This is a genomic window from Brevundimonas sp. T2-11 (genome assembly GCF_055397675.1).
Window position 1 is genome coordinate 3,022,599 of sequence record NZ_AP027920.1, and the last position, 25,361, is coordinate 3,047,959.

The window sequence follows — 25,361 nt, forward strand, 5'->3', positions numbered from 1 at the left end:
CTCAGATCAGGCCGCGCCGGGCCAGGTTGCGCATCAGGTCGGCCGCCCCGAAGGTCCAGGGCTCGCACTGGTCGGTCGGTCGCACCCGATTCACCAGCGCCCCCAACCGGTCGCAGGCGATGCGCACCACGTCGTCGGTCGCATGGGTGAAGCCCTTGCCCTTTTCGTAGCGGTCCTCGACCGGCGCGAACAGGGTGCCGAGGAACAGGACCAGGCCGTCAGGATAGCGATGGTGCGCATTGATCGCCTGGGCCGCCAGATCCGCGGGGTCGCGGCTGATCTGGTCCATGGCCGAACGCCCGTTCATGACGAAGCCGTCCGAGCCGGTCACGGTCAGCGAAATCTCGAGCGCACGCACGGCGTCCAGATCAAACCCGCCGTCGAACAGCCGCACGAAGGGGCCGACGGCGGCGGCGGCGTTGTTGTCCTTGGCCTTGCCGAGCAGCAGGGCCGAGCGCCCCTCCACGTCGCGCAGGTTGACGTCATTGCCCAGGGCCGCCCCGATGATCGCGCCGCGCGAGCTGACGACCAGCACCACCTCCGGCTCGGGGTTGTTCCAGGTCGAGGCGGGGTGAACGCCGATGTCCGCGCCCGCGCCGACGCTCGACAGCGGCTGCCCCTTGGTGAAGATCTCGGCGTCGGGACCGATGCCGACCTCCAGGTACTGGCTCCAGGCGCCGGCCGCGATCAGGGTCTGCTTCAGCGCCGCCGCTTCCGGCGAACCGGGCTTCAGACGACGCAGGTCGTCGCCGACCAGATCACGGATATGGTCGCGGATGCCCGCCGCCGCCGTCAGGTCGCCGCGCGCCCGTTCCTCGATCACCCGCTCCAGCATGGAGGTGACGAAGGTCACGCCCGCCGCCTTCACCGCCTGCAGATCAATCGGCGACAGCAGCCAGGGTCGCGTCGGATCGCGCGTCTCGGGATCGGTATTGGCCAGGATGTCCGCCAGAGCGCCCGCATCCTCGCCCGCCGCCCCCGTCAGGGCCGCCGCCGGATCAGCCGCCTCGCACAGGTCGCGAGCGGTGGGAAAGGCGCGCGACACATCCGTCAGGCGCTGGCCGTCCACGCGCACCACCACCGGCCCCTGGACCGCAGGCGACCAGATGCGGCCGAACAGAAGGGCGCCGGCGTCGGCGGGCAGGATGTCGGCGGGAGACAGGCGCATCTCGTGATCCTCAGCGATACTTGAACACGGGGGCGCGCTTCTCGGCGAAGGCGGCGCGGCCCTCGCGCGCGTCCTCGGTGGCGAAGCAGATGGTCTGCAGGTCGCGCTCGTACTCCACGGCCTTTTCATAGGGCATGGCGTGGGCGGCCTTGAGATTCAGCTTGGCCGTTTCGGCGGCGATGGGCGCGCGCGAGGCGATGACCTCGGCGATGGCGCGGGCGCGGGCCAGCAGGTCGCCCGGTTCGGTCACCTCGCTGACCAGACCCCAGCCCCTGGCCGTCTCGGCGTCCACCGGATCGCCGGTCAGGATCATCAGGGCCGCATTGGAGGCGCCGATGGAATGCGACAGACCCGCCGCCATCCCGCCGCCGCCGATCCAGCCCAGCTTGATCTCGGGCGCGGCGAACTTCGCATTGGTCGAGGCGATGCGGATGTCGCAGCTCATCGCCGTCTCCAGCCCCCCGCCCAGGGCGAAGCCGTTGACCGCTGCGATGGTCGGCTTGCGGCACAGACGCACCGCGTCGCAGTAGTCGCCCCGGTTCCGGAACTGCCAGGGTGTCTTGTAGTCATCCAGGGTCTTGATGTCCGACCCGGCGCAAAAGGCCTTCTCGCCCGCGCCGGTGATCACCACGCAGCGGATGGTCTCGGAGGCGTCGCATTCAGCGATGGCCGCCTCGATGGCCTTGGCCATGTCGGGCGTGACGGCGTTCAGCTTCTGCGGTCGGTTCAGGGTGATGACGGCGACATGGCCGTCCACCTCGAACAGCAGTTCGGTTTCTTCGCTCATGGCCTTGTCCTCAGGTTTCGGCGCCGCGCGGCCGATGCCGCACGAACAGCGCCTGCAGATGGTTCAGCACCGCGTCGGCGCCGTCGCCGGCCTCCAGTCCCTGACGCAGGCGCTGCGACACGGCGGTCTGGAAGGCGATGGCGCCGTCATGGCGCGGACGCAGGCTCGCCCCCTCCAGCGTGGCGAAGGTATCGGCGTAGAAACCGCCCCAGCGTGCATTGACCCCGGCGTCGCGCCAGGCGCTTTGCAGCGACGGCTGGCCTTCATGATCAGGAATGAAGCCGCTCTGGGTCTCGGCCGACATCAGCCAGCGCAGGTGGTTCAGCAGCTCCGGCGTCACTCCGCAGCGCTTCGATACGCCGATGCCGGTGCCGCCCAGCATGGAGCCGACCGGTCCGTCCGCGCTGACGCGCGGCGCGTCGGCAAAGCCCAGAACCTCGCCCGGCGCATAGTTCACATAGCCATAGACCAGCGGGCACAGGACCACGTCGTCATGCGCGCTCATGTGCTCCAGAATGCCGATCGGGTTCATCGCGGCCAGCGCCTTGGGGCTGCGCGCCGCCAGACGGGACAACAGGGTCCAGGCCTGGCGTCCGGCGTTCCGATCGACGAAGTTCTCGCCGTCAGCGACCGGCGTCGCGCCAAAGGCGGCGCAGATGGACTGGAAGCTGAGCGCGGCGTGCGGCCCGGACAGGGACATCGCCACCCCGCCCTTTTCCGAAAGGCTCGCCACAGCCTCCCACGTCGTGGGCGCCCGCTCCATGGCGTCGCGTCGCCAGGCCATGACCTGGGTCGCCGCGTCCAGCGGCAAGGCCCAGTGCCGCCCGCCATAGCGATAGGAGGACAGGCTGCGGCCCATGACCGTCGCATTCCACCCGGCGATCTCCTCGGCGCTGAACAGGTCCTCCAGCGCGATCAGACAGTCCGCCGCCACGGCCTCGCCGACATGGGGGTGGTCCAGCACCACCAGGTCATAGAGCGCGCATTGCTCGCCGATCGGACGCTCCTCGAACCCTTCCAGCGAATGGCGGTCCCAGCTCAGGGCGAAACCGTCGCGCGCCGGCTCGATCCGCGCGGCGGCGGCCTCCAGCGCGCGATAGCCGCGCGGGTGGTCCCAGGTCAGGCCGCGATAGACGGGCGTCGTCATCCCGCCCGCACCACGCCCGCCGCGATCAGGGCCTCGATCCGGGCCGGATCATGTCCCGCCTCGCCCAGGATTTCGCGCGTATGCTCGCCGACCAGGGGCGCCCCGCGCTCGATCACGGACGGCGTTTTCGAGAACCTGATCGGGAAGCCCGGCGTCTTCACCCGGCCCTCGGTCGGGTGATCGTATTCGACGAAGGTTCCGTTGTGCTTGATCTGCGGGTCTTCGACCACGTCGGCGTAGCCATAGACCGGGCCGCACCAGATGTCGTTCTCGCGGAACAGGGCCAGCCACTCTTCGCTGGTGCGGTTGACCAGGCGCCGGCGCACGCAGGCGTAGATCTCGTCACGGTGGGTCCAGCTGTCGGTCTCGTCGTCCAGATCCGCGAAGAAGGGTTCCTCGATCAGTCGGCCGAGGGTCTTCAGCGAGGCCATGGCGATGGAGATATAGCCGTCGCTGGTGGCGAACACCCCGTAGGGCGCGCGGATATAGCTGTGGGCGTGCGGCTCGGCCGAGCGGGTCTGAGGCTTGCCGCCGACGGTGAAGACCGACATCTCCTGCATCTGGATGGTGGTGATGGCGTCCAGCATGTTGATCTGGACCAGTTGCCCCTCGCCCGTCCGCTCGCGGTGGAACAGGGCCGCCAGGGCGCCCTCGAAGGCGGTGTAGGCGGTGATGGCGTCGACCAGATACTGGCCCGCCGGCGACGGCGGCTGATCGGCCGACCCCGAGGACATCATGGCCCCCGACATGGCCTGCAGCAGCAGGTCCTGCCCCGGATAGTTCTTGTAGGGCCCGTCCTCGCCATAGCCGGACATGGAGACATAGATCAGGCGCGGATTGATCTTCGACAGGGTCTCGTAGTCGACGCCCAGACGTGCGGCCACGCCGGGACGATAGTTCTGCAGAAAGACGTCCGCCGTCTTGACCATCTCCAGCAGCAGGGCCTTGCCCTCGGCCGCCTTCAGGTCGACCGCCAGCGACCGCTTGTTCCGGTTCAGCGACAGGAAGGAGACGTTGATCTGATTGCCGCGCGCCCCGCCGGCCGAGACATGACGCTGCCATTCGCCGGTCGTCGGCTCGACCTTGATCACATCGGCGCCCATGTCGCCCATGCGCTGGGCGGCGAAGGGGCCGGCCATGGCGATGGAGCAGTCCAGAACGCGGATTCCACTGAGGATTCCCATTGTCTTCAATACCCTTGAAAGATCAGCTCATCACCCAGCCGCCGTTGACGTGCAGCGTCTGTCCGGTGATGAAGCCCGCCTCGTCGGCGGCGAAAAATGCGATGGCGTGGGCGATGTCGCCGACGTGGCCGCGACGCTTGACGGCCTGGCTGTCCAGCACGTGGCGGACATAGCCTTCGGGGTCAGGGTGGATGGCCTCGGCATCAGTGGGAAAAGCGCCCGGCGCGATGGCGTTGACGGTGATCCCATAGGGTCCGAATTCGCGCGCCCAGGCCCGCGTCAGACCGATCAGCGCCCCCTTCGACGCCACATAGGGCGACAGGTTGGCCCACTCGCCCGAGATGGTGATGCTGGAGATGTTGATGATGCGGCCGAAACCGCGCTCGCGCATCCCCGGCAGGGCTTCCTGCACCGCCACGATCCCGGCGTCGACATTGATGCGCTGGACCGCCTGATGCTCCGCGATCGAATAGTCTTCAAACGGCCGCGACGGATAGACGGCGGCGTTGTTGATCACGACGTCGAAGCCGCCGACCTCGGCCAGCCGCGCCTTCAGCTCGGCGCGAAAGCCCTCGAGATCGGACAGGTCGGCGGTCGACACCACCAGCCGTCCGGTCGCGACCGAAGCCGCCGCTTCTTGCAGGGCCGCCACCTTGGCCGGGTCGTTGTCGACCGCCACCACCGTCGCGCCGCGCTCCATCAGTTGCAGGGTCGTCTGCAGGCCCAGTCCGCCGGCCGCCCCCGTATAGAGCACGACCTTTCCGTCCATATCCCGCGCCATCTCAGCGCCCTCCGATCGGCGGATAGACGCCGGACGGTTCGGGATATTCATCCTGCGGCTGCGGCTGCACGCCCTCGATGCGGCGCACGGCGGCGGCCACGGCTGCGGCGTCCGGCAGGATGCGGAAGACGCTGTCGTAGCGGCGCTCCTCGCCGTGCTCCAGCTGGATCAGCTCGCCCCGGTCGCGGGCGAAGTCCTTGCCCAGGACGTGATTGGTCGAGGGCTCGATGCCGAGCGCGTAATGGCCCGCGTGCAGGTTCTGCCATTCATACATGGCCGGGAACTGCGACTTCAACGTCTCCACCTCGAAGCCGAAACCCAGCGCCTCGTTGACCAGGGCGACGTTGACCCGGCCTTCCGCATCGGCGGCCATGTCGTGCTGCCAGACCTGTTCGTGGAAGTTCAGGATCGGCGCCGGCAGGGTGCGATAGCCGGTCCCCTGCTTGCGATAGTCCTCGCCGGCATGAGACGCCCAGACCACGTCGCGGATCGGCGCCACATAACGCGAGCCTTCGCCCAGCACCGGATAGCCGACGTTGATGTGATAGCAGTACATGTGCGGCGTTCGGTAGAAGCCGTGATTGACCACCCGGTCATGCAGATGGATCTCGTCCGTTCCGACCCTGGCCTCGATGCGGCGGATCAGATGCAGGTCTTCACCAAAGACCGTGGACTGCTGCACCACCCCCTCGGCCCACAGGATGCAGTCGTCGCCTTCCCAGCGCTCGCCATAGCCGGTCAGTTTCGCCGGAATGGTTCCGACCCGGCCGTGCAGGGACGAACTGACCGACTTCCTCGGCCCGTAGAAGTAGTGATCCGCCGGGTCGTCATGCATGAACAGGACGTGGTCCAGGCCGCAGGTGACCATCAGCCCCGAGAAGGAGCGGAACCAGCCCAGCCCGCCCTCGCCCTCGTATTCGTGCAGGCCCGGATGACGGAAGCCCGACGGCGAGTGCCAGCCCACCGCCCGCCCGCTGTGCTCGCACTCGGCGATATCCATGGCCCGGTCGATCAGCACCGTGAAGCGCAGCCCGGTGCCGGTGCGGAACTCCAGCTGACGTACGCCGCGTTCGACGCCGTCGCCCAGGGTGGACAGCCGCACTCCGGCGAACTGCGACAAGGCGCCGGTGCGCTCGGCCAGGGCTCGACGACTCAGCGTACGGCCATAGAGTTGGGTCACGGCTTGCCTCCCTAAGCAGGCTCGTTATTATAATATGTATGATGTTTACAGGCGTCCCTTCGGGTCCGTCAACGCCTTCCGGAGTTCCCGTTGAGTTCAGCCACCACGCGCCGCTGTTTCGCCGTCGATCTGCACGACGACGCCGAACAGATAGCCCGCTATCGGGAATGGCACCGGGCGGGCGGCCCGCCCGCCGCCGTGACGGACGCGATCCGCGCGGACGACGTGCGCGAGCTGGAGATCTGGCTGATCGGCGACCGGATGTTCATGATCCTGGAACAGGGCGACGCCTATGACGCCGTCGCCAAGGCCGCGCGCGACAAGGCCGACCCTGACGTTCAGGCCTGGGACGCCCTGATGCGCACCTTCCAGAAACCCCTGCCCTTCGCCCCCGACCAGACCTGGGTCGAGATGACCCGGATCTACGCCCTGTCGGAACAGCCCCAGACGGGCGACGACGACACCCAACCCGCTCAAGGATCGCCCTCATGACGACCGCCTCCCTTTCGCTCAGCCACTGGATCAATGGCGAACAGGTCGCCGCCGACCGCCCGGCCGAAAGCCTGAACCCCTCCGATGTGCGCGAGGTCGTGGCCCTCACGCCTCAAGGCGGCAAGGCCGAGGTGGACGCCGCCGTCGACGCCGCCAGGGCCGCCTTCCCCGCCTGGTCCGAGGCTTCGCCCGAGGTGCGCTCGGACGTTCTGGATCGCGCCGGAACCCTGCTGATGGAACGCCGCCAGACCGTGGGCGAACTGCTGTCGCGTGAAGAAGGCAAGACCCTGGCCGAAGGCATTGGCGAGACCGCCCGCGCCGCGCGCATCCTGAAATACTTCGCCGGCGAAGCCCTTCGCCTGCATGGCCAGAACCTGGCCTCGACCCGGCCAGGCGTCGAGGTCCAGACCTACCGCCAGGCCGTCGGCGTCTATGGCCTGATCACGCCGTGGAACTTCCCCATCGCCATCCCCGCCTGGAAGGCCGCGCCTGCCCTGGCCTTCGGCAACACCGTGGTGCTGAAGCCGGCCGGCCATACGCCCGCCACGGCCGAAGCCCTGGTCGCCATCCTGCATGAGGCCGGCCTGCCGAAGGGCGTGCTGAACATGGTCGTCGGTCGCGGCGACGTCGGCCAGGCCATCGTCGATCACGCCGACATCGACGGCGTCAGCTTCACCGGCTCGCAGAGCGTCGGCGCCGGCGTCGCGGCGGGCGCGGTCAAACGCCAGGCCCGAGTGCAGCTCGAAATGGGCGGCAAGAACCCGCTGATCGTTCTCGACGACGCCGATCTGGAGCGCGCCGTCGCCATCGCCCTGGACGGCAGCTTCTTCGCCACCGGCCAGCGCTGCACCGCCTCCAGCCGCCTGATCGTGCAGGACGGCATCCACGACCGCTTCGTCGCCCTGCTGGCCGAAAAGGTCGCGGCGCTGCGCGTCGGCGGCGCCCTCGACCCCAACACCCAGATCGGGCCGGCGGTGTCCGAGGATCAGCGCGAGACCTCCTATCGCTATATCGACATCGCCCGTTCGGAAGGCGGCCGCATCGCCGCCGGCGGCGAACGTCTCAAGCTCGACGCGCCCGGCTGGTACGTGCAGCCGACCCTGATCGCCGACACCGACGCCGCCTCGCGCATCAACAACGAGGAAGTCTTCGGCCCCGTCGCCTCGACCGTTCGCGTCAAGGACTATGAGGCGGCTCTGGAGGTCGCCAACGGAACCGAGTTCGGCCTTTCGGCGGGCATCGTCACCCAGTCGCTAAAGCACGCCCGCGACTTCCAGCGTCGCGCTCGGGCGGGCATGACCATGGTCAATCTGCCGACCGCCGGCGTCGACTATCACGTGCCCTTCGGCGGGACGAAGAAGTCCAGCTACGGCGCCCGCGAGCAGGGTTTCGCGGCTGCCGACTTCTTCACCCAGATCAAGACCAGCTACAGCGCGGGCTGAGCCCTCACCCGAGGCGGAGACCTGGTCTCCGCCTCGGACCGCTCAGCGCATCGACATGACCACCCGGCCCTCGATCTGGCCCTTGTGCATCCGGGCGAAGATGTCGTTGATGTTGTCCAGCGGCTCGACCGTATTGATCGACTTCACCTTGCCGTCGGCGGCGAAGTCCAGCGCCTCCTGCAGGTCCAGCCGCGTGCCGACGATGGAGCCGCGCACCGTCGTCCCGTTCAGCACCATGTCGAAGATCGACAGCGGGAAGTCCCCCGCCGGCAGGCCGTTCAGGGCCACGGTCGCTCCGCGCGCCGTCATGCCCAGCGCCTGCTCGAACGCCTTGGGCGAGACGGCCGTGACCAGCACGCCCTGGGCGCCGCCGTCGGTCTGACGCTTGATGTCGGCGGCGGGGTCGTTGGAGGTCCTGGCGTTGACCGTCACCGTCGCGCCCAACCGCCGGGCCAGGTCCAGCTTGGCGTCGTCGATATCGACCGCCGCCACGTTCAGCCCCATGGCCCTGGCGTATTGCACGGCCAGATGGCCCAGACCGCCGACGCCGGAAACGACCATCCAGTCGCCCGGCTTGGTGTCGGTCATCTTCAGGCCCTTGTAGACCGTGACCCCGGCGCACAGGATCGGCGCGATCTCCTCGAAGCCGATCTGATCGGGCAGGTGGCCGACGAAGTTCGGATCGGCCACCACATATTCGGCGAAGCTGCCGTTGACCGAATAGCCGGTGTTCTGCTGCTCGTGACACAGGGTCTCCCAGCCGCCCAGACAGTGCTTGCAGTGGCCGCAGGCGGTGTAGAGCCACGGCACGCCGACGCGGTCGCCTTCCTTGACGTGCTTGACCCCGGCGCCGACGCCGGAGACATAGCCGACACCCTCGTGCCCCGGAATGAAGGGCGGGTTCGGCTTGACCGGCCAGTCGCCCTCGGCCGCGTGCAGGTCGGTGTGACAAACGCCGGTGGCCTCGATCTTCACCTGGATCATGCCGGGGCCGGGCGTCGGGACCGGCGCATCCTCGATCACCAGGGGCTTGCCGAACTCACGCACGACGGCGGCCTTCATGGTTTTCGCCATGATCACTACTCCTCGTTTGGGTCGCGAACAGAAAAGGCGCGGACCGAAGCCCGCGCCTTGATCGAGATCAGAAGAAGCCCAGCTTGTCCGGGCTGTAGCTGACCAGCAGGTTCTTGGTCTGCTGATAGTGGTCCAGCATCATGCGATGGTTCTCACGCCCGATACCCGACTTCTTGTAGCCGCCGAAGGCCGCGTGGGCCGGATACTGATGGTAGCAGTTGGTCCAGACGCGGCCCGCCTGGATGGCCCGACCCGCGCGATAGGCGGTGTTCATGTCGCGCGACCACACCCCGGCGCCCAGGCCGTATTCGGTGTCGTTGGCGATGGCGATGGCTTCTTCCAGCGTCTTGAAGGTGGTCACGGCCAGGACGGGACCGAAGATCTCCTCCTGGAAGATCCTCATGTCATTGGTGCCCTTGAACACCGTCGGCGTGACGTAATAGCCGCCGGCCAGATCGTCCTTCAGCACCGCCTGGTCACCGCCGGTCAGCACCTCGGCGCCCTCGTCCTTGCCGATCTTCAGATAGGACAGGATCTTCTTGAGCTGCTGGTCCGAGGCCTGGGCACCGACCTGGGTAGCCGGGTCCAGCGGGTCGCCCTGTTTGATGGCTTCGACGCGGGCGATCGCCTTCTCGATGAAGGCCTCATAGATGTCTTCGTGGATAAGGGCGCGGCTGGGGCAGGTGCAGACCTCGCCCTGATTCAGCGCGAACATGGCGAAGCCTTCCAGCGCCTTGTCGAGGAAGGCGTCGTCGGCGTCCATCACGTCCTTGAAGAAGATGTTCGGCGATTTGCCGCCCAGCTCCAGCGTCACCGGGATGATGTTCCGGGTGGCGTATTCCATGATCTTCTGACCGACGGCGGTCGAGCCGGTGAAGGCGATCTTGGCGATGCGCGGGTTGGTGGCCAGGGGCTCGCCGACCTCGACGCCGGTGCCCGAGACGATGTTCAGCACGCCCGGCGGCAGGATGTCCTGGATCAGCTCGGTCAGCAGCAGGATGGAGGCCGGGGTCTGCTCCGCCGGCTTCAGCACGATGCAATTGCCCGCCGCCAGCGCCGGGGCGATCTTCCACGCCGCCATCAGGATGGGGAAGTTCCACGGAATGATCTGGCCGACCACGCCCAGCGGCTCGTGGAAGTGATAGGCGACCGTGTCGTTGTCGAGTTCTGAAATGCCGCCTTCCTGCGCGCGGATGCAGCCGGCGAAATAGCGGAAGTGGTCGATGGCCAGCGGGATGTCGGCCGCAAGGGTCTCGCGCACCGGCTTGCCGTTGTCCCAGGTCTCGGCCTCGGCGATGGCCTGCAGGTTCTGCTCCATGCGGTCGGCGATACGGTTGAGGATCAGGGCGCGCTGGGCGACGCTGGTCTTGCCCCAGCCGTCCCTGGCCGCGTGGGCGGCGTCCAGCGCCAGCTCGACGTCGGCCGCGTCCGAGCGAGCCACCTCGCACAGAACGCGGCCGTTCACCGGGGAGGTGTTCTCGAAATAGCGGCCGTTGACCGGGGTCACCCATTGGCCGCCGATGAAGTTGTCGTAGCGCGCCTTGTACCTGGGCGTCACGGCGCGGATGAATTCGGGCTTGGTCACGAAAGGCCTCCTGCTGGTTTCCTCGGGCGCCGATTGTCCGGCGTCGTTTGAGACCAGTTTGGTCGGCAGGAGGCTGAGCGCCAGACGGCGGCGAAATGGTGCGCCGCAAACCTGTCGCAGGATTGCGACAGGTCAGTGCAGGTCGATCAGACCCAGACGATGCAGCTTGCGGTGCAGGGTGGCGCGACTGACGCCCAGAGCCCGCGCCGCCGCCGAGACATTGCCCCCGCTGCGAGCCAGGGCGCGGCGCACGGCGCCCCGTTCGGCCTCCAGCAGGTCCGTCTCGACCCCACCCGGCGTCAGCAGGTCGGAGGCGGGCAGCTGGGCCGCGATCCGCTCGTCGGTGATGGACAGCGACAGCCGCGCCGCCCGCGTGGCGCCGATGACCAGGTCGTCGCGGTCGACGGCCAGCAATGCCGCCGCATTGCGCTCGCTAGCCCCGCCCGCCAGCACGATGCGCGCGTCGGCGAAGGCCTGGCGGAAGCTCTGGGCCTCGATGGCCCGGGCCGCATCCGAAACGGCCGCCGAGATCAGCCCCAGGATGGCCTCGGTCGCGTCGGCCCGGCAGGACGAGACATCCAGCGCCCCGGCCAGCCGCCCCAGGTGGTCATGGATGGGGTGGGTGATGCAGCTCAGCCCGGTGTTGCGCGCGTGGAAATGCTGTTCGCGGTGGATGGTCACCGCGCGATGCTCGGCCAGAGCCGTGCCGATGCCGTTGGTCCCCTCGACCGCCTCGGACCAGACGGCGCCGGGCCACAGGCCCCATCGGTGGAAGGTCTCATCGTCCGCCGCCGCCCCGCGCCGCTCGACCGGCACGCCCTCGGCGTTGGTCAGCAGGACGCAGCATCCCACCCCGCCGACGGCCAGAAACAGCCGGTCCAGCACGCCTTCGGCCGCGCGCGTCATCGGCTCCATCGCCTGCCGCGCCTCGCGCAGCTGCTGTTCGGTGATGGTTTCGACCCGACCATGCTCGACAGGATCAAGACCGTAGAGGGTCATCGACCGGCGCCACGACGCGGCCAGAGCCGAGCGCGCGCCCGCGCCGTCATCCAGCGCCTGCCGGATCAGACTGCCATGATCGTCGCTTGCCCGATGAGCCATCTTCGATCTTCCAGTGTTGCGGACTGATCTGACGTCCAAGCGCGCCCGGCGTCAACAGGCAGGCCCGCAGCCTCGCCCCCCGCCCCGTCAGGACGGCGGAGGCTCAGGCGAAAATCAGCTCGATCTCGTCCGGCGTCAGCAGCCGCCACGCCCCCGGCCCCAGATCGCCCGGCAGGACCAGCCCGCCCAGCCGTTCGCGGTGCAGGGCCTCGACGTGGTTCCCCGCTGCGGCGAACATCCGGCGCACCTGATGATAGCGCCCCTCGGTCACCGTCAGCAGGGCCTCGGTCGGCGACACCACCTCCAGAACGGCAGGCGCCAGCGGCTTGTCCTCGCCCTCCAGCACCAGATCACCCGAGGCGAACAGCGCCCCCTCGGTCCCGGTCAGGGGCCGCGCCAGCGTCGCGCGATAGACCTTGGCCACATGACGCTTGGGGCTGATGACCCGGTGCAGCAGGTCGCCGTCGTCGGTCAGCAGCAGCAGGCCCGAGGTCTGCTTGTCCAGCCGGCCGATGGTCGAGATGGCCGGGTCGCGACGCTTCCACCGGTCCGGCAGGACGTCATAGACCAGCGCGCCGTCTTCCTTGCGCGAACAGGTCATGCCCAGCGGCTTGTTCAGCAGCATGACCAGACCGGCCACCGGGTCCAGCGGCTCGCCGTCGATCTCCATCCGCGTCGGCAGGTCGGGCGTCACCGAAATGCGCCTGGACACATCTGTCAGATCGGCGCCGTCCAGCACGATGCCGCCCGCCTTGCCCAGCCGCGCCATCTCGGCCCGCGAGCCGTAGCCCATGGAGCCCAGCAGCTTATCGACGCGGCTGGTGGGGATCTTGGCCTTGCTCATGCCCTACCGCCCTTCGGGCTGCTTGAGGGCGACACTACTTCACCGCCTCGAAAATCTTGTAGCCGCCCTGATCGGCGACCATCCGCACCCGCTTGAAGGCGGCGTTCAACTCGGCCTCGTAGGGCAGGTGCCGGTTGGCGACCAGCCAGGCCACGCCGCCGGTTTTCAACAGGGCCGCCGCCTGGCGGATGAAGTTCTGGCCCAGACGCCGATCCTCGGCCCCGCCGTCGTGGAAGGGCGGATTGCTGACGATGAAGTTCAGTTCGCCCGCTGTCGGCAGGGTGCGAACATCGGCCCATTCAAAGGTCGCGCGCGGGTCCTCGACGTTCTTCCTCGCCGCTGCCACGGCGCGCCGGTCGAGGTCGATCAAACGCAGGGATGTCACCGCCGGCGAGCGCAACGCCACCAGGGACAGGGTTCCGAAGCCGCACCCCAGATCGGCGCCCGCCCCTTTCAGCGGCGGCATGACCTGCGCCAGCAGCGCCGTGCCCGGATCGACCCGGTCCCAGGCGAAAACGCCCGGCTGCGACCAGGCCTCCAGCCCCTCCACCTGTTGCAGGGTGCCCGCCGCAATGGCCGCGTCCAGCCCCTCGATCGTCTCGGGACGGATGACGACGCAGCGGCGATGGTGAGCCTTGGCGGTCTCGCCGACCTCGAGGCCGAAGCCCTTCAGCTCCTTGCCCAGACGCGAGCCGCCCTTGTCCTTGGGCGCCATGACGTCCAGCCGTCCGCCGACCTTCAGCGCCCGCAGCGCCAGCGCCAGGGTGTAGCGCCGCTCCACCACGCCCGGCGGGGCGTAGATCATCGCCTCGTCCGCCGAACCGGGGGCAAGGTCTTCCAGCGCCGTCGCCCCGGGGATCAGGGGCGAGGTCTGCACGGCGCCGGTCGGCACGTCGAACACCGCCGGCGGGCGGCCATAAAGGATCGTGGTCATGGCGCGGGCCTATAACGCCTTCCTCCCTGTTCGCGAAGCGAATGGGGAGGGGGACCACGAAGTGGTGGAGGGGGCGACGCCGACCTCAACCGTCGAGACGCCCCCTCCGTCACGGCCGCTGCGCGTCCGCGCCACCTCGCCATTGCTGCGCAACAGGGAGGAGAAGCGGGTGACACCCCGGAACGGATCAGGCACAACCCGCCGATGCTCGCTGACCCCCGCCGTTCCACCTCCCCCGCCCCGCTCGACCTGGGCGCCGCGCGCGAGGTGCTGGGCCGCGTCTGGGGCCATGCCGATTTTCGCGGACTGCAGGCCCATGTCGTGGCCGAGGTTCTGGCCGGGCGCGACGTCATGGCCGTCCTGCCGACCGGCGGCGGCAAGAGCGTCTGCTATCAGATCCCCGCCATCCTGCGCCCCGGCGTCGGTCTGGTGGTGTCCCCGCTGATCGCCCTGATGACCGATCAGGTCGAGGCCCTGAAGCAGCAGGGCGTGGCCGCCGCCCGTCTCGATTCCGGCGTGCCGATGGAAGAGCGCTCGGCCATCTGGCGCGCCGCCCGCTCGGGCGAACTGGACCTGCTCTACGTCTCGCCCGAAGGTCTGGCCGCCGGCTCCATGCTGGAGCGCCTGTCCGAGATCGACCTCAGCCTGATCGCCATCGACGAGGCCCACTGCGTCAGTCAGTGGGGCCACGACTTCCGCCCCGACTACCGCTCGCTGGGTCGTCTGGCCGAGATCTTCCCCGGCGTCCCGCGCATCGCCGTCACCGCCACCGCCGACGCCCGCACCCGCGACGACATCCTGGCCTCGCTGCGCCTGGGCGAGGCCCGCGTCTTCGTCGATAGCTTCGCCCGCCCCAACCTGCAGCTCTCCGCCGAGCGCAAGATCAACGGCTCGCGCGCCCGCACCGACGCCGCCGTGGTCGAGCTGGTGCGCGAGCGGCGCGGCAAGTCGGGCGTGGTCTATTGCGGCAGCCGCGACGGCTGCGAACGTGTGGCGCAAACCCTGCGCGACGCCGGGACCAACGCCATCGCCTATCACGCCGGTTTCGACGCCCGCGAGCGCGACCGGCGTCTGGAGCGCTTTCTGGCCGAGGACGGCGCCGTCATGGTCGCCACCATCGCCTTCGGCATGGGCGTCGACAAACCTGACGTCCGCTTCGTCATCCACGCCGATCCGCCCGGCAGCCTCGAGGCCTACTGGCAGGAAATCGGCCGCGCCGGACGCGACGGCGAACCGGCCGAGGGCATCACCCTCTACGGCCCGTCCGACATCGCCTGGTCGCTGCGCCGCCTCGAAGGCCGCCCGATGGCCGAGGAGGTCAAACAGGTCCAGACCCGCAAGGTCCGCCAGTTGTTCGCCATGCTGGACGGGGCCGTCTGCCGCCCCCAGGCCGTGCGCCGCTACTTCGGCGAGACCGACGCCCAGCCCTGCGGCGTGTGCGACATCTGCGGCGACCCGCCCGCCACCTTCGACGCCGTGGTTCCGGCGCAAAAGGCCCTGGCCGCGGTCCAGCGTCTCGGCGAACGCTTCGGACGCACCCGTGTGGTCGACCACCTGCTGGGCAAGACGAAAGACGTCCAGCCGTGGGAGTCGAACCTCTCCACCTGGGCCATCGGCGCCGACCTGTCGCTGACCGGCTGGCGCGACGTGATCGACCACCTGCTGTTCGAGGGTCTGCTGGTCGAGGACCCGAACGAGGGCAAGCCCATCATCCAACTGGGCGATCCCGAGGCCGTCCGCGCCGTCTATCGCGGCGAGCGCCCCGTTCAGGTGCGCAAGGCCCCGGTGCGCGTGGTCGAGGCCGAGCGCCCCCGCCGCAACGCCGGCCGCAACCTGGCCGTCGAAGCCCTGGACACTGACGTGCGCGCCCGCTTCGAGGTCCTGCGCGCCTGGCGCCGCGACCGCGCCGCCGAACAGCACGTCCCGCCCTATGTCATCTTCCAGGACAAGACCCTGGTCGAGATCGCCCTCAGCGAGCCGCGCAACCTCGACGCCCTGGGCCGCATCTCCGGCGTCGGCGCCGGCAAGCTGGAACGTTACGGCAAGGGCGTCCTCGAGGCCCTGGCCGCGGCGGGCTGATAGGTCTTCCGTGACCAAACCGTAACTGGAACTGCCCGCTCCGCCCTGCCATGTCAGTCGCCGACACGGGGAAGGGAAACCAGATATGAAGCGGCTTCTGGCGACGGGCGTCGCCTGTCTGACGATGGCGAGCGCAGCCCATGCACAGGCTTTGGCGCAGGACGCCCCCGCTGATGCGCTCAAGCCGATGGATCAGCCGCGCGACTGGTCGGCGACCCTGGTTCAGGACGCGACCGCCCTGCACGACATCATGATCGACAGCCACCCCGGCGTGCATGATCCGCTCAACCCCGCCTTCCGCCCCCGGCTGGACGAGGGCCTGTCCACGGCCCTCGGACGCGCCCGGACCACGACCGACGCGGGCGGCTGGTGGTGGGCGCTGCGCGCCTATGTCGCCAGCTTCGAGGACGGTCACGTCGGCATCAACGTCACCCAGCCGAACTACGGCTTCGCCACGCGCTGGCCCGGCTTCCTCACCGTCTATCGCGGCGCCGACCAGATAGTGGCCGACCGTGACGCGGGCGACGCCGCGACGCCGCCCCTGGGCGCGCGTTTGATCGACTGCGACGGCGTGGCCGCCGATGCCCTGGCGGAACAGCGCATCGGCCAGTTCCGGGGCCGCTGGTTCCTGGAGGCCCAGCGCGTCCTCTACGGCGACTGGCAGTTCCTCAGCGCGCAGAACCCATGGATCAGCGAGATGCGTCAGTGCCGCTTCGAAGCCGACGGCGCGACCCGGACCTACGCCCTCAACTGGCGCGCCACCCCCGAGGACATTTACGCCCGCCGCGCCAAGCTGGCCCAGCGCGCCGAGACGGATTTCGCCCTGAAGCATTTCGACGACGGCGGCTTCTGGATCTCGACGCCCTCGTTCAACGGCGATCCGTCCAGCGAAACCCATGCGAAGCTCACGGCCCTGATCGCCGACATGAAGGCCAAGCAGGAGCCCCTGCGACTGGCCCCCTATGTGGTTCTGGACCTGCGCGGCAACGGCGGCGGCTCCTCGCACTGGAGCCAGCTGATGGCCCAGGTCCTGTGGGGCGACGACTGGATGATCGCCCATCCCGAGCCCGCGATCGAGGCTGTCGAATGGCGCGCCTCGGACGGCAACATCGCCCAGATCGCCGGCTTCCTGGAACAACTGCGCGCCACCAACGGCTCGCCCGAATACATCGGATGGGCGGAAGACGCCGTGAACGGCATGAAGGCCGCCCAGGCCGCCGGTCAGGTCTATTGGCGCAGCGCCAATACACAGGACCCCGACGCCGCCCCGCCGCCGCCTGCGCCGCAACTGATGGCGGGCCGGGTCTATGTCCTGACCGATTCCAGCTGCGGCTCGGCCTGCCTGGACGCCGTCGATCTGTGGAAGACCGCGGGGGCCTTCCAGGTCGGGCGCGAGACTTCGGCCGACACCGTCTACATGGAGATCCGCGAAGCCCCCCTCGCCAGCGGCCTGGCCCGGATCGCCGTGCCGATGAAGGTCTATCGCGGCCGCGCGCGCGGCAACAACGAACCGCAGCGCCCCGAACATGTCATCGAGGGCGACATGAGCGACGACGCGGCCTTGCTGGCCTCGATCCGTCGGCTTCAGCCGGACTGACGCCTCAGCGCAGGAAGCGCTCGACCGCCGCCTGGAAGCGGCGCGGCTGGTCGATCATGACCATGTGCTCGGCGCCTTCGATCCGTTCGAAGGCGGCCGGGCGCGGCAGGGAGCGGTAGCCGGCGCGGAACAGGCCGTCGATGTGGCTGCGCGGGCTGCGGTCGTCGGCGCTCCAGCCATAGACGACGGTGACAGGGGCGGTGATGGCGGGCAGACGCGCGCGCAGATCGACTGTCATCACCTCATACAGGCCTTGCGCCAGGGTGCGCCGGTCGCCGCCCTGCCAGCCCAGGGTGCCGAACAGGCTGTCGGCGGCGCCGCCCATGTCGGCTCCCATGCCCTGGGCCTGGGTCTTCAACGCCTCGTCGCCGAACAGCAGCAGGCCCTGATAGGCCAGCCGCGCCAGGGGTTCGACGTCGCCGGTCGTGGCGCCCGCGCTGATCAGCGAAGGGAAGAAGGGCGAGGCGTCGACCACCATGACCCGGCCGACGCGCGCCCCCGCGTCGGCGGCGACCCTCAGGGCGATCTGCCCGCCCATCGAATGGCCGATGATGGCGGGCCGCGTCAGGCCCTTCTCGTTGATATAGCGCCGGATCTCGGCCGCCGCCGGTCCGCCGACCAGACCTTCGCCATTCTCCCCCGGCGGCACGTCGCCGAAGCCGCGAACGGTCACCAGATGCACCCGGTAGCGTCCCTCCAGGGCGCTGGCCGTCCTGGCCCAGACCGCCGAGGTCGAGGCCAGGCCAGGGATCAGGATCACGTCCGGCCCCTCGCCGCGCGCCTCGACCACGATCCGTTCCGAAGCGAAAGCCTGGCTCCGCGACGGGGGGGACGCCGCCGTGGCGGCCTGGGCGAGCGATGTCGGCAGGCCGATCATCAGGGCAAGGATCAGCAGAAACTTCTTCATGAGACGAGCCTAGGCACGGATAGCGGCGATTCATCGGCAAGCCGCACCAGTTGAATTTTCATCGTCCAGGGTGTGAAGTCACGGCAATCCTGGGGAGGAAGAAATGAAGCAATCCGTCGTCGCTCTCATGGCCCTGGCGGCCGGCGCCCTGATCAGCAGCCTGGCCGACAAGGCCGCCGCCGAGGAATGGAACGCCTTTTCCTCGAGCGCTCGCGTCGCCTACCTCGCCGACCTGTCCAGCATCTCCGTGCTCGGCGACGACACCAGCATCAATGTGGCGCGCGTGGCCTTGCCGGCGACGCCGGGCGACTACAGTCACAAGGTCAACGAGTACGCCATTCGCTGCGCGACCAACCAGTCCCGCATCGTGGTGGAGATCGAGTACGGCCCCGACGGCGCCGAGCTGGACCGCTATCCTGAAACCGACGTCGTCTGGGACACGCCCGCCCCCAACAGCCTCGGCGCGCTGATCAAGAGCATCGCCTGCGACAGCGTCCGCGCCCAGGGCGAGAACGCCGCAAGCATCAAGGCCTATATCGACGGCCAGGCCGGCTAGACGCCGGCCGGAGTCTTCGGGCCGAGCAAGATCTGCACCCTCTTCGCGCTGGTGCGGACGAAGCCGCGCGGCGACAGGGCCGCCAGCCGCGCCGGGTCGATCGCGTCCCTGTTCAGGTCGATGCAGAGGCGTCCTGCCTGACGCCGGACGCGTTCGATATTCCCGGCTCCGCCCAGGGCCTCCAGCAGCTCGGGCGCGAGCGTGGATGCGACTGTCTCGGCCTCTTCGCCCGTGGTCCGGGGCCTGCCTTCGGACGCGGGATCCAGGGCCAGGGCGCTTCGGATTTCATCCGCCACGGCGTCGGCGATGGGACCCAGGACGACCTGCAGCTGATCCGGGGCCGGAGCGATGACGCCACGCGCGCCAAGACGCTTCAGCGCCGCTTCATCGACCTGGTCACGCGAACGGATATGCAAGCGAAGTCGCGTGGTGCAGGCCGCCACCGCCGTCAGATTGCCCGCCCCGCCGAGGGCCGCGACAAAGCCCGCCGCCCGGTCGCCGCCGACGGCGGATACAGGCCCCGCCGCGACCGGCTCGTCGTCCCGTCCCGGCGTCTTCAGGTTGAAGACCGTGATGGCGACGCGGAACAGTCCGTAATAGAGGCCCCCGTAGATCAGCCCGACCGGCAGCAGCATCCACGGCCGGGTCGCGCGGCCATAGTTCAGCACATAGTCGAACAGGCCCGCCGAAAAGGTGAAACCCAGCCGCGAGCCCAGCAGGTCCATCGCCACCATCGACACCCCGGTCAGCACCGCGTGGATGGCGTAGAGGACCGGCGCCAGGAACATGAAGGTGAACTCGATCGGCTCGGTCACCCCGGTCAGGAAGGCCGTCAGGGCCAGGGAGAAGAGCATGCCCCCGACCTCCTTGCGCCGCTCCGGTCGGGCGGCGTGATACATGGCCAGGCAGGCGGCGGGCAGGCCGAACATCATGACGGGGAAGAAGCCGCTCATGAAGACGCCCGCGCTGGGATCGCCCGCGAAGAAGCGGTTCAGGTCCCCCGTCGCGCCGTTGAAATCCCCGACGATGAACCAGGCGACATTGTTCAGGATGTGGTGCAGGCCGGTGACGATCAGCAACCGGTTCAGCAGGCCATAGACGAACAGGCCGAACTCGCCCGAGCCGACCACCCCGCGGCTGAAGACGTCGATGGCGTGGTCGATGCCGGTGAAGGTCAGGCCGACGACGGCCGCCACGGCCAGACCGGCCACCCCCGCCACGATGGGCACGAAGCGGCGCCCCGCGAAGAAGGCCAGATAGTCCGGCAGCTTGAAGGTCGAGAAGCGGTTGTAGCAGGCCCCGGCGATCAGGCCGGCGACAATGCCGATGGGCACGCCCAGCCGCGACAGGGCCTGATCCTTGAAGGCCTTGGAGGCCGCATCCGCCGCATCGCCGGTCAGCCCGGCGACGGCCTCGGGCGGAACCGCCAGCAGGACCTTGGACGCCTCGACCGAAATCAGGAAACAGACCACGCCCGCCAGTCCCGCGGCGCCGTTGTTGTCCCGGGCCAGACCCACCGCCACGCCGACGGCGAACAGCAGGCCCAGGTTGGCGAAGACCGCCTGTCCCGCCGCCGAGATGAAGGCGATGTCGAGCAGGTCCGGCTGCCCCAGTCGCAACAGCAGGCCCGCCACCGGCAGAACGGCGATGGGCAGCATCAGGGCCCGGCCGAGCGGCTGCAGGCTGGACAGTCCGATCTTCATGCGACCGCTCCGACGACACGGGATTTCAGCAGGACGGCCAGGCGCTCGTCGGCCAGGGCGCGCACGGCCTCGGCGCTATCCAGCGCCAGGGCCTGGGCCGCCAGTTCGCGACAGTCGGCCAGAGTCAGCCCCCGCAGCAGGGCCTTGATCTCGGCCGTCATGGACGGCGTGGCCGACAGCTCGGTGACGCCGAGACCGATCAGGATGGGCGCGGCCAGCGGATCTGAGGCCAGTCCGCCGCAGACGCCGATCCAGCGGGTGTCGGCGGCGCCCGCCGCCGTCTGGGCGATCAGGCGCAGCACCGCCGGATGCAGGCTGTCCAGCTGGGCCGCCAGGTGGGCGTTCTGGCGATCCATGGCCAGGGCGTACTGCGTCAGGTCATTGGTGCCGATGGAAACGAAGTCGATATGGGGCGCCAGCAGGTCGGCCGTCATGGCCGCCGCCGGGGTCTCGATCATGACCCCCAGCAAGGGCGCCGCGCCGCCGGTCTCGGATACGGCGATGTCCAGCAGGGCGCGGACCTGACGGACCTCCGCCGCCGAGGCGATCATCGGCAGCATGACCGCGACGGTTCCGCGAGCGCGCACCCGACAGACCGCCCTCAACTGGGTCAGCAACAGATCAGGCCGATGCAGGCCGGTTCGCACCCCGCGCAGGCCCAGGGCCGGATTGTCCTCATGCGGCATGGGCAGATAGGGCAAGGGCTTGTCGCCCCCCGCATCCAGGGTGCGGATGACCAGGGGCCGTCCGTCCAGGGCGTCGGCGATGGCCTGATACTGGGCCAGTTGCTCGTCCTCGGTCGGGGCGCTCTGGCGTTCGAGGAAGAGGAATTCTGTGCGCAGCAGGCCGCAACCCTCGGCGCCCCCCGCCACGGCGGGCGCGGCCTCGGCCACGTCGCCCAGATTGGCGAAGACCTCGATGCGGACGCCGTCGGCGGTGCGGCAATCCTCGGCCGCCAGGGCCCGGGCCTCAAGACGGCGACGGTCGCGCGCGGCGGCGGCGCTCTGCGCGCGCGCCTGACGGGCGGCCGACGGGCTGGCGACCAGGCGTCGGCCGTCGGCGTCCAGCACCACCAGGGCGCCGTCCTCGACACGGTCCAGACCCGAACCGACCGCCACCAGGGCCGGGACCCCCATGGCGGCGGCCAGGATGGCGACGTGCGAGGTCGGTCCGCCGCGCGCGGTGCACAGCCCCGCCACCTTGACCGCGTCCAGGGCGATCAGCTGCGACGGCAGAAGGTCGTCCGCCAGGATGACCGATCCGGCCCCCAAGACCATCGGTGCGGGCGCGGCCTCGCCCGACAGCTCGACCAGGACCTGACGCTCCAGATCCATGAGGTCGTCGGCGCGTTCGGCGGTACGGGCGTCGCCCAGCGACCGGAACAGGGCCACTCCGGCCTGGGTCGCCGTGCGCCAGGCGAAGCCGGCGCCCCGGCCCGCCTCAATGGCTTCCTGCGCCGTGGCGAGCAGGCCGGGATCGTCCAGGAAGGCCAGATGTGCGGCCAGAATGGCGCGGCGATGGGCGCCGCCGGACGCCACCGAGGCTTCGATACGGCTGCGTACGGCGCTGAGCGCCTGCCGCAGGGCGGCCTGTTCCAGCGCGACGCCGCGACCGTGCTCGGGCGTCTCGATCTCGGCCTGGCGCAGACGCACCGCGTGGCCGATCACCAGGCCCGGCGCCGCCGTGACGCCTGAAAAGATCAGTTCGCCGTCCTCGCCTGTCGTCGGCCCGGCGGCCGTCGCGGTCTCGACGACGGACGCGACAGACGCAGGCTCGCCCCCCTCGCCCAGCCCCGAAGCGATCAGGGCGACCACGGCGTCCAGGGCGGCCTCGGCCTGCGGTCCGCCGGCGCTGACGGTCAAGGCGTCGCCGTCCCTGAGACCCAGGGTCATCATGGCGGTCAGACTGGTCGCGTCGGCGCTGCGCTCGCCGAGGGTCAGACGGACGCGCGCGTCGAAATCCCGAACCGTCGCGGCCAGACGCGAGGCCGGACGGGCGTGCAGCCCATGCGGCAGGGGCGCCCGCACCGAACGGGTCAGGATCGTCTCGAACGAGGCCTCCACGGCGGCCGTCGTCGCGATCCGACGCACGGCCATGACCGGCTCCCCCGCCACAACCAGACGGTTCAGCGGCAGAACGCGAACCTCGCCCTCATTGGCCAGCAGCACCGGCGAGATCAGATTTTTCGCGCCCGCCGCGATCACCTCGAGATCCAGGCTCAACAGCAGATCGCCCGTCCTGACTGCATCCCCGGCGGCGACGTGGGCTGTGAAGCCCGCCCCTTTCAGGGTCACCGTCTCCAGCCCCAGATGGATCAGAACCTCAACCCCCGCGTCCGAGCGGATGCTGACGGCGTGGCCCGTTCGCGCGAGGCTCGACACCACCCCGTCAAAGGGGGCGCGCACCGTCGCGCCGGTCGGGTCGATGGCCAGGCCGTCGCCGACCATGCGTCCGGCGAAGGCGTCGTCAGGCACCTCGTCCAGAGCACAGACCCAGCCGTCGATCGGCGCATGAACGATCAGCTCGGCCGTCATCAGTCGTCCCCGCGCCGGGCGTCGGGATCGGAGACGCGGACCCAGTCGACGCCCCACATCGGGTCCAGTTCCTTCTGCGTGAACTTCAGGCACAGGTCATGCCGTCCGCCCCGGGCCGGCAGCTGGCCGGACAGGGTGGTGATCCCGTCGTTGCCCGCCGCCTCGGCCAGGGGCAGGATCAGGGCCGGCTCGCCCTCGCAGCCGTTGATGCGGACCTCCAGTTCGCCCGCCGGGGTGCGCGGCGTCCCAAGACGGATCCTGTCGCGATCGGCGCCGATCTGGAAGTTGAAGGGAACCTGCCCCACGGCGGCTTCGAAACGCAGCCCCTTGCTCAGGTCCGCCGACTGATAGATCCAGCAGGGATTGAGGATGTCCATCAGCAGGGCCGGACGCTCGCCCTCCAGCGGGGCGTCGTCGATCAGCGACAGCGGCAGGGCCGCGCTGCACAGCTTCATCTGATGATCGTAACGCCGCTGACCGTCGGCGGGCGGCGTGGCGGGAACCTCGGTCAGGCCGCTGGTCGCATAATCGATGCCGAGGCTGCGATAACGGACCAGTTGCGGCTCCAGACGGGCGCGGAAATCGTCGAAGTCCATCCGCGCGTGCGGGGTCCAGGCCATTTCCGCCAGGGCCGAGATGCGGGGGAAGGCCTGATACTCGACCCGGTCCTCGGTCCGCATGTGTTCGGTGAAGAGGTTGCCCTGCACGCCCAGGACGCGCCGCGCCTGATCCGGGGTCAGTTCGTCCGGCGTCGGGTCAAAACTGTAGACGTCGCGCAGGGTCGAGGTGAAGCCGCGTCCCGGCGCTCCGTCATCGGCGCTCTGGCGGTTGTCGAAATACAGCACGGGCGCCGGCGACATGACCGTGTCATGGCCCAGGCGGGCCGCCTCGATGGCGCCCTCGACCCCGCGCCAGGACATGACGCTGGCGTTGGGATTGATGCCGCCTTCCAGGATTTCATCCCAGCCGATCATGCGGCGGCCGTGGTCGTTCAGGCGTTTCTCCAGGCGCGCGACGAACCAGGACTGCAGCTTCTCCTCGTCGGCCAGACCCAGTTCGCGCATCCGCTCCTGCACGCGGGGCGAGGCCTTCCACTGATCCTTGACCGCCTCGTCGCCGCCGATGTGGACGTATTCCGAAGGGAAGAGCTCCACCACCTCGTCCATGACGTTCTCGAAGAAGACAAGCGTCGCCTCCTCGACGTTGAACAGGGTCGGATAGACGCCCCAGTCGGCGGGCACGGCCGGGACGGCGGCGCCGGGCACGTCGGTGACGCCCAGTTCGGGATAGGCGGCGATCGCCGCGCTGGCGTGGCCGGGCACGTCGATCTCGGGCACCACGACGATATTGCGCGCGGCGGCGTAGGACACGATGTCGCGCACCTGGTCCTGGGTGTAGACGCCGCCATAGAGACGCGGGCGGCCGGTCGCCGGATCGATGTCCTTCTGCGCCGCCGCGCCTGCATGAACGCGCCAACCGCCGATCTCGGTCAGCTTCGGATAGCGCCTGATCTCAAGCCGCCAGGCCTGGTCGTCCGTCAGATGCCAGTGGAAGACGTTCAGCTTGTGCAGGGCCATCCAGTCGATGAAGCCCTTGATGAACTCCGGCGACTGATAGTGTCGGGCCGAGTCCAGCATGACGCCGCGCCAGCCGAAGCGCGGGGCGTCGGCGATGGCCACGGCGGGCACGGTCGCCGCTCCCTGACCGCCCTCGGCCGTCGCCAACTGCCACAGGCTGATCGAACCATAGAGCATCCCGCCGAAGTCGCTCGCCGTGATGACCGCCCCGCGCGGGTTCACGTCCAGACGATAGGCGTCGGCGGCGGTTTCAGGAGCGCGACGGAAGACGACGGCGCCAGGCGCGGCCTCGCCTTCGCGCACCGTCAGGTTCAGGCCGCGCGTGCGTTGCATCAGGTCGGCGAAATAGGTCGCCGCGCGCTGCGCCTCCGCGTCGTCGCGCGGGACGCTCAGCACCGTCGCGTCGTTCAGGACGAAGACGCCCTCGGCGGGCGTGACGACGGCGGGCCGCGGTATCACCGACCCGACGGGGGCTTCGGCCAGGGCGACAGAACCCGGAGCCAGGGCCGCCAGCACGGCCAGAAGGGACGTCAACCGCGGGGCGAGGCCCCTTGATCGAACCACCTGGGTCATACGCAGTCTCGCATCAAAAAAAGCGCGCGGGACGGTGACGCCCCGCGCCAGTCTGGCCTCAGGAGAGGGCCTTGGCGATAGGCGGAACAGGGGGCGACGAACGCCGCCCCCCGAAC

General features: G+C 69.4%; 20 protein-coding genes. 5 read left to right on the forward strand and 15 right to left on the reverse strand.

Translation table 11 applies throughout. The features are described 5' to 3' along the window. Position 1 precedes the first annotated feature (1 nt). Genes ACZ5XO_RS14590 through ACZ5XO_RS14615 form a run of 6 tightly spaced genes read right to left on the reverse strand, consistent with a single transcriptional unit; the run spans position 2 to position 6,247 of the window. Positions 2-1,162 carry a fumarylacetoacetate hydrolase family protein gene (locus tag ACZ5XO_RS14590; protein ID WP_464164933.1) on the reverse strand — a complete coding sequence of 387 codons (1,161 nt, stop codon included), beginning with the start codon at positions 1,160-1,162 and terminating at the stop codon, positions 2-4. A gap of 16 nt (positions 1,163-1,178) precedes the next feature. Then, positions 1,179-1,955 carry an enoyl-CoA hydratase/isomerase family protein gene (locus tag ACZ5XO_RS14595; protein WP_464163117.1) on the reverse strand — a complete coding sequence of 259 codons (777 nt, stop codon included), beginning with the start codon at positions 1,953-1,955 and terminating at the stop codon, positions 1,179-1,181. Between the two features lie 10 nt (positions 1,956-1,965). Beyond that, positions 1,966-3,102, reverse strand: coding sequence for an ABC transporter substrate-binding protein (locus ACZ5XO_RS14600; RefSeq protein WP_464163118.1), 1,137 nt, complete (start codon positions 3,100-3,102; stop codon positions 1,966-1,968). Then, on the reverse strand, positions 3,099-4,286 hold the full coding sequence (locus ACZ5XO_RS14605; protein WP_464163119.1) for a CaiB/BaiF CoA transferase family protein: 1,188 nt from the start codon (positions 4,284-4,286) through the stop codon (positions 3,099-3,101). Before ACZ5XO_RS14605 ends, ACZ5XO_RS14600 begins: the two co-directional genes overlap by 4 nt. A gap of 22 nt (positions 4,287-4,308) precedes the next feature. Next, complete coding sequence (locus ACZ5XO_RS14610) at positions 4,309-5,055, reverse strand: SDR family NAD(P)-dependent oxidoreductase (RefSeq protein WP_464163120.1); 747 nt, start codon at positions 5,053-5,055, stop codon at positions 4,309-4,311. A gap of 13 nt (positions 5,056-5,068) precedes the next feature. Continuing rightward, entirely contained in the window at positions 5,069-6,247 is a 1,179-nt protein-coding gene (locus ACZ5XO_RS14615; protein WP_464163121.1) for an aldose 1-epimerase family protein, read from the reverse strand. 90 nt (positions 6,248-6,337) lie between these two features. On the opposite strand from ACZ5XO_RS14615, the gene ACZ5XO_RS14620 reads away from it, so the two are divergent. Further along, positions 6,338-6,739 (forward strand): L-rhamnose mutarotase, encoded by a 402-nt coding sequence (locus ACZ5XO_RS14620; RefSeq protein ID WP_464163122.1) that lies wholly within the window; start codon positions 6,338-6,340, stop codon positions 6,737-6,739. Beyond that, positions 6,736-8,181, forward strand: coding sequence for an aldehyde dehydrogenase family protein (locus ACZ5XO_RS14625; RefSeq protein ID WP_464163123.1), 1,446 nt, complete (start codon positions 6,736-6,738; stop codon positions 8,179-8,181). The genes ACZ5XO_RS14620 and ACZ5XO_RS14625 overlap by 4 nt, the downstream gene beginning before the upstream one ends. Before the next feature lie 42 nt (positions 8,182-8,223). Here the strand turns inward: ACZ5XO_RS14625 and adhP are convergent, their stop codons facing one another. The 5 genes from adhP to ACZ5XO_RS14650 all read right to left on the reverse strand — a co-directional run bounded on the left by adhP (position 8,224) and on the right by ACZ5XO_RS14650 (position 13,719). Further along, on the reverse strand, positions 8,224-9,255 hold the full coding sequence (adhP, locus tag ACZ5XO_RS14630; protein ID WP_464163124.1) for an alcohol dehydrogenase AdhP: 1,032 nt from the start codon (positions 9,253-9,255) through the stop codon (positions 8,224-8,226). A 67-nt stretch (positions 9,256-9,322) separates the two neighbouring features. Continuing rightward, a complete protein-coding gene (gene exaC, locus ACZ5XO_RS14635) occupies positions 9,323-10,840 on the reverse strand; it encodes an acetaldehyde dehydrogenase ExaC (RefSeq protein ID WP_464163125.1) in 1,518 nt (505 codons plus the stop codon). Positions 10,841-10,972: 132 nt separating this feature from the next. After that, the gene (locus ACZ5XO_RS14640; protein ID WP_464163126.1) at positions 10,973-11,941 is read right to left on the reverse strand and encodes a GAF domain-containing protein; all 969 of its coding nucleotides are present in this window, start codon (positions 11,939-11,941) and stop codon (positions 10,973-10,975) included. Positions 11,942-12,044: 103 nt separating this feature from the next. After that, positions 12,045-12,785 (reverse strand): pseudouridine synthase, encoded by a 741-nt coding sequence (locus ACZ5XO_RS14645; RefSeq protein WP_464163127.1) that lies wholly within the window; start codon positions 12,783-12,785, stop codon positions 12,045-12,047. A 34-nt stretch (positions 12,786-12,819) separates the two neighbouring features. Further along, positions 12,820-13,719, reverse strand: coding sequence for a class I SAM-dependent methyltransferase (locus ACZ5XO_RS14650; protein ID WP_464163128.1), 900 nt, complete (start codon positions 13,717-13,719; stop codon positions 12,820-12,822). A gap of 204 nt (positions 13,720-13,923) precedes the next feature. On the opposite strand from ACZ5XO_RS14650, the gene recQ reads away from it, so the two are divergent. Both recQ and ACZ5XO_RS14660 read left to right on the forward strand, forming a co-directional pair. Beyond that, positions 13,924-15,798, forward strand: coding sequence for a DNA helicase RecQ (recQ, locus tag ACZ5XO_RS14655; RefSeq protein WP_464163129.1), 1,875 nt, complete (start codon positions 13,924-13,926; stop codon positions 15,796-15,798). 85 nt (positions 15,799-15,883) lie between these two features. Continuing rightward, positions 15,884-17,395 carry a S41 family peptidase gene (locus ACZ5XO_RS14660; protein WP_464163130.1) on the forward strand — a complete coding sequence of 504 codons (1,512 nt, stop codon included), beginning with the start codon at positions 15,884-15,886 and terminating at the stop codon, positions 17,393-17,395. Between the two features lie 4 nt (positions 17,396-17,399). Here ACZ5XO_RS14660 and ACZ5XO_RS14665 read toward each other — a convergent pair whose 3' ends face one another. After that, a complete protein-coding gene (locus ACZ5XO_RS14665; RefSeq protein ID WP_464163131.1) occupies positions 17,400-18,302 on the reverse strand; it encodes an alpha/beta fold hydrolase in 903 nt (300 codons plus the stop codon). Between the two features lie 103 nt (positions 18,303-18,405). Between ACZ5XO_RS14665 and ACZ5XO_RS14670 the strand changes: the two genes are divergently transcribed. After that, a complete protein-coding gene (locus ACZ5XO_RS14670; protein ID WP_464163132.1) occupies positions 18,406-18,858 on the forward strand; it encodes a surface-adhesin E family protein in 453 nt (150 codons plus the stop codon). On the opposite strand, the gene nagE is transcribed toward ACZ5XO_RS14670, so the two are convergent. The 3 genes from nagE to ACZ5XO_RS14685 are packed head-to-tail and all read right to left on the reverse strand — an operon-like array spanning position 18,855 to position 25,206. Continuing rightward, positions 18,855-20,561 carry an N-acetylglucosamine-specific PTS transporter subunit IIBC gene (gene nagE / locus ACZ5XO_RS14675; RefSeq protein WP_464163133.1) on the reverse strand — a complete coding sequence of 569 codons (1,707 nt, stop codon included), beginning with the start codon at positions 20,559-20,561 and terminating at the stop codon, positions 18,855-18,857. The two genes, ACZ5XO_RS14670 and nagE, sit on opposite strands and share 4 nt — an antisense overlap. Beyond that, a complete protein-coding gene (gene ptsP / locus ACZ5XO_RS14680) occupies positions 20,558-23,095 on the reverse strand; it encodes a phosphoenolpyruvate--protein phosphotransferase (protein WP_464163134.1) in 2,538 nt (845 codons plus the stop codon). Before ptsP ends, nagE begins: the two co-directional genes overlap by 4 nt. Continuing rightward, positions 23,095-25,206 (reverse strand): family 20 glycosylhydrolase, encoded by a 2,112-nt coding sequence (locus ACZ5XO_RS14685; RefSeq protein WP_464163135.1) that lies wholly within the window; start codon positions 25,204-25,206, stop codon positions 23,095-23,097. The genes ptsP and ACZ5XO_RS14685 overlap by 1 nt, the downstream gene beginning before the upstream one ends. Between the last annotated feature and the right edge of the window lie 155 nt (positions 25,207-25,361).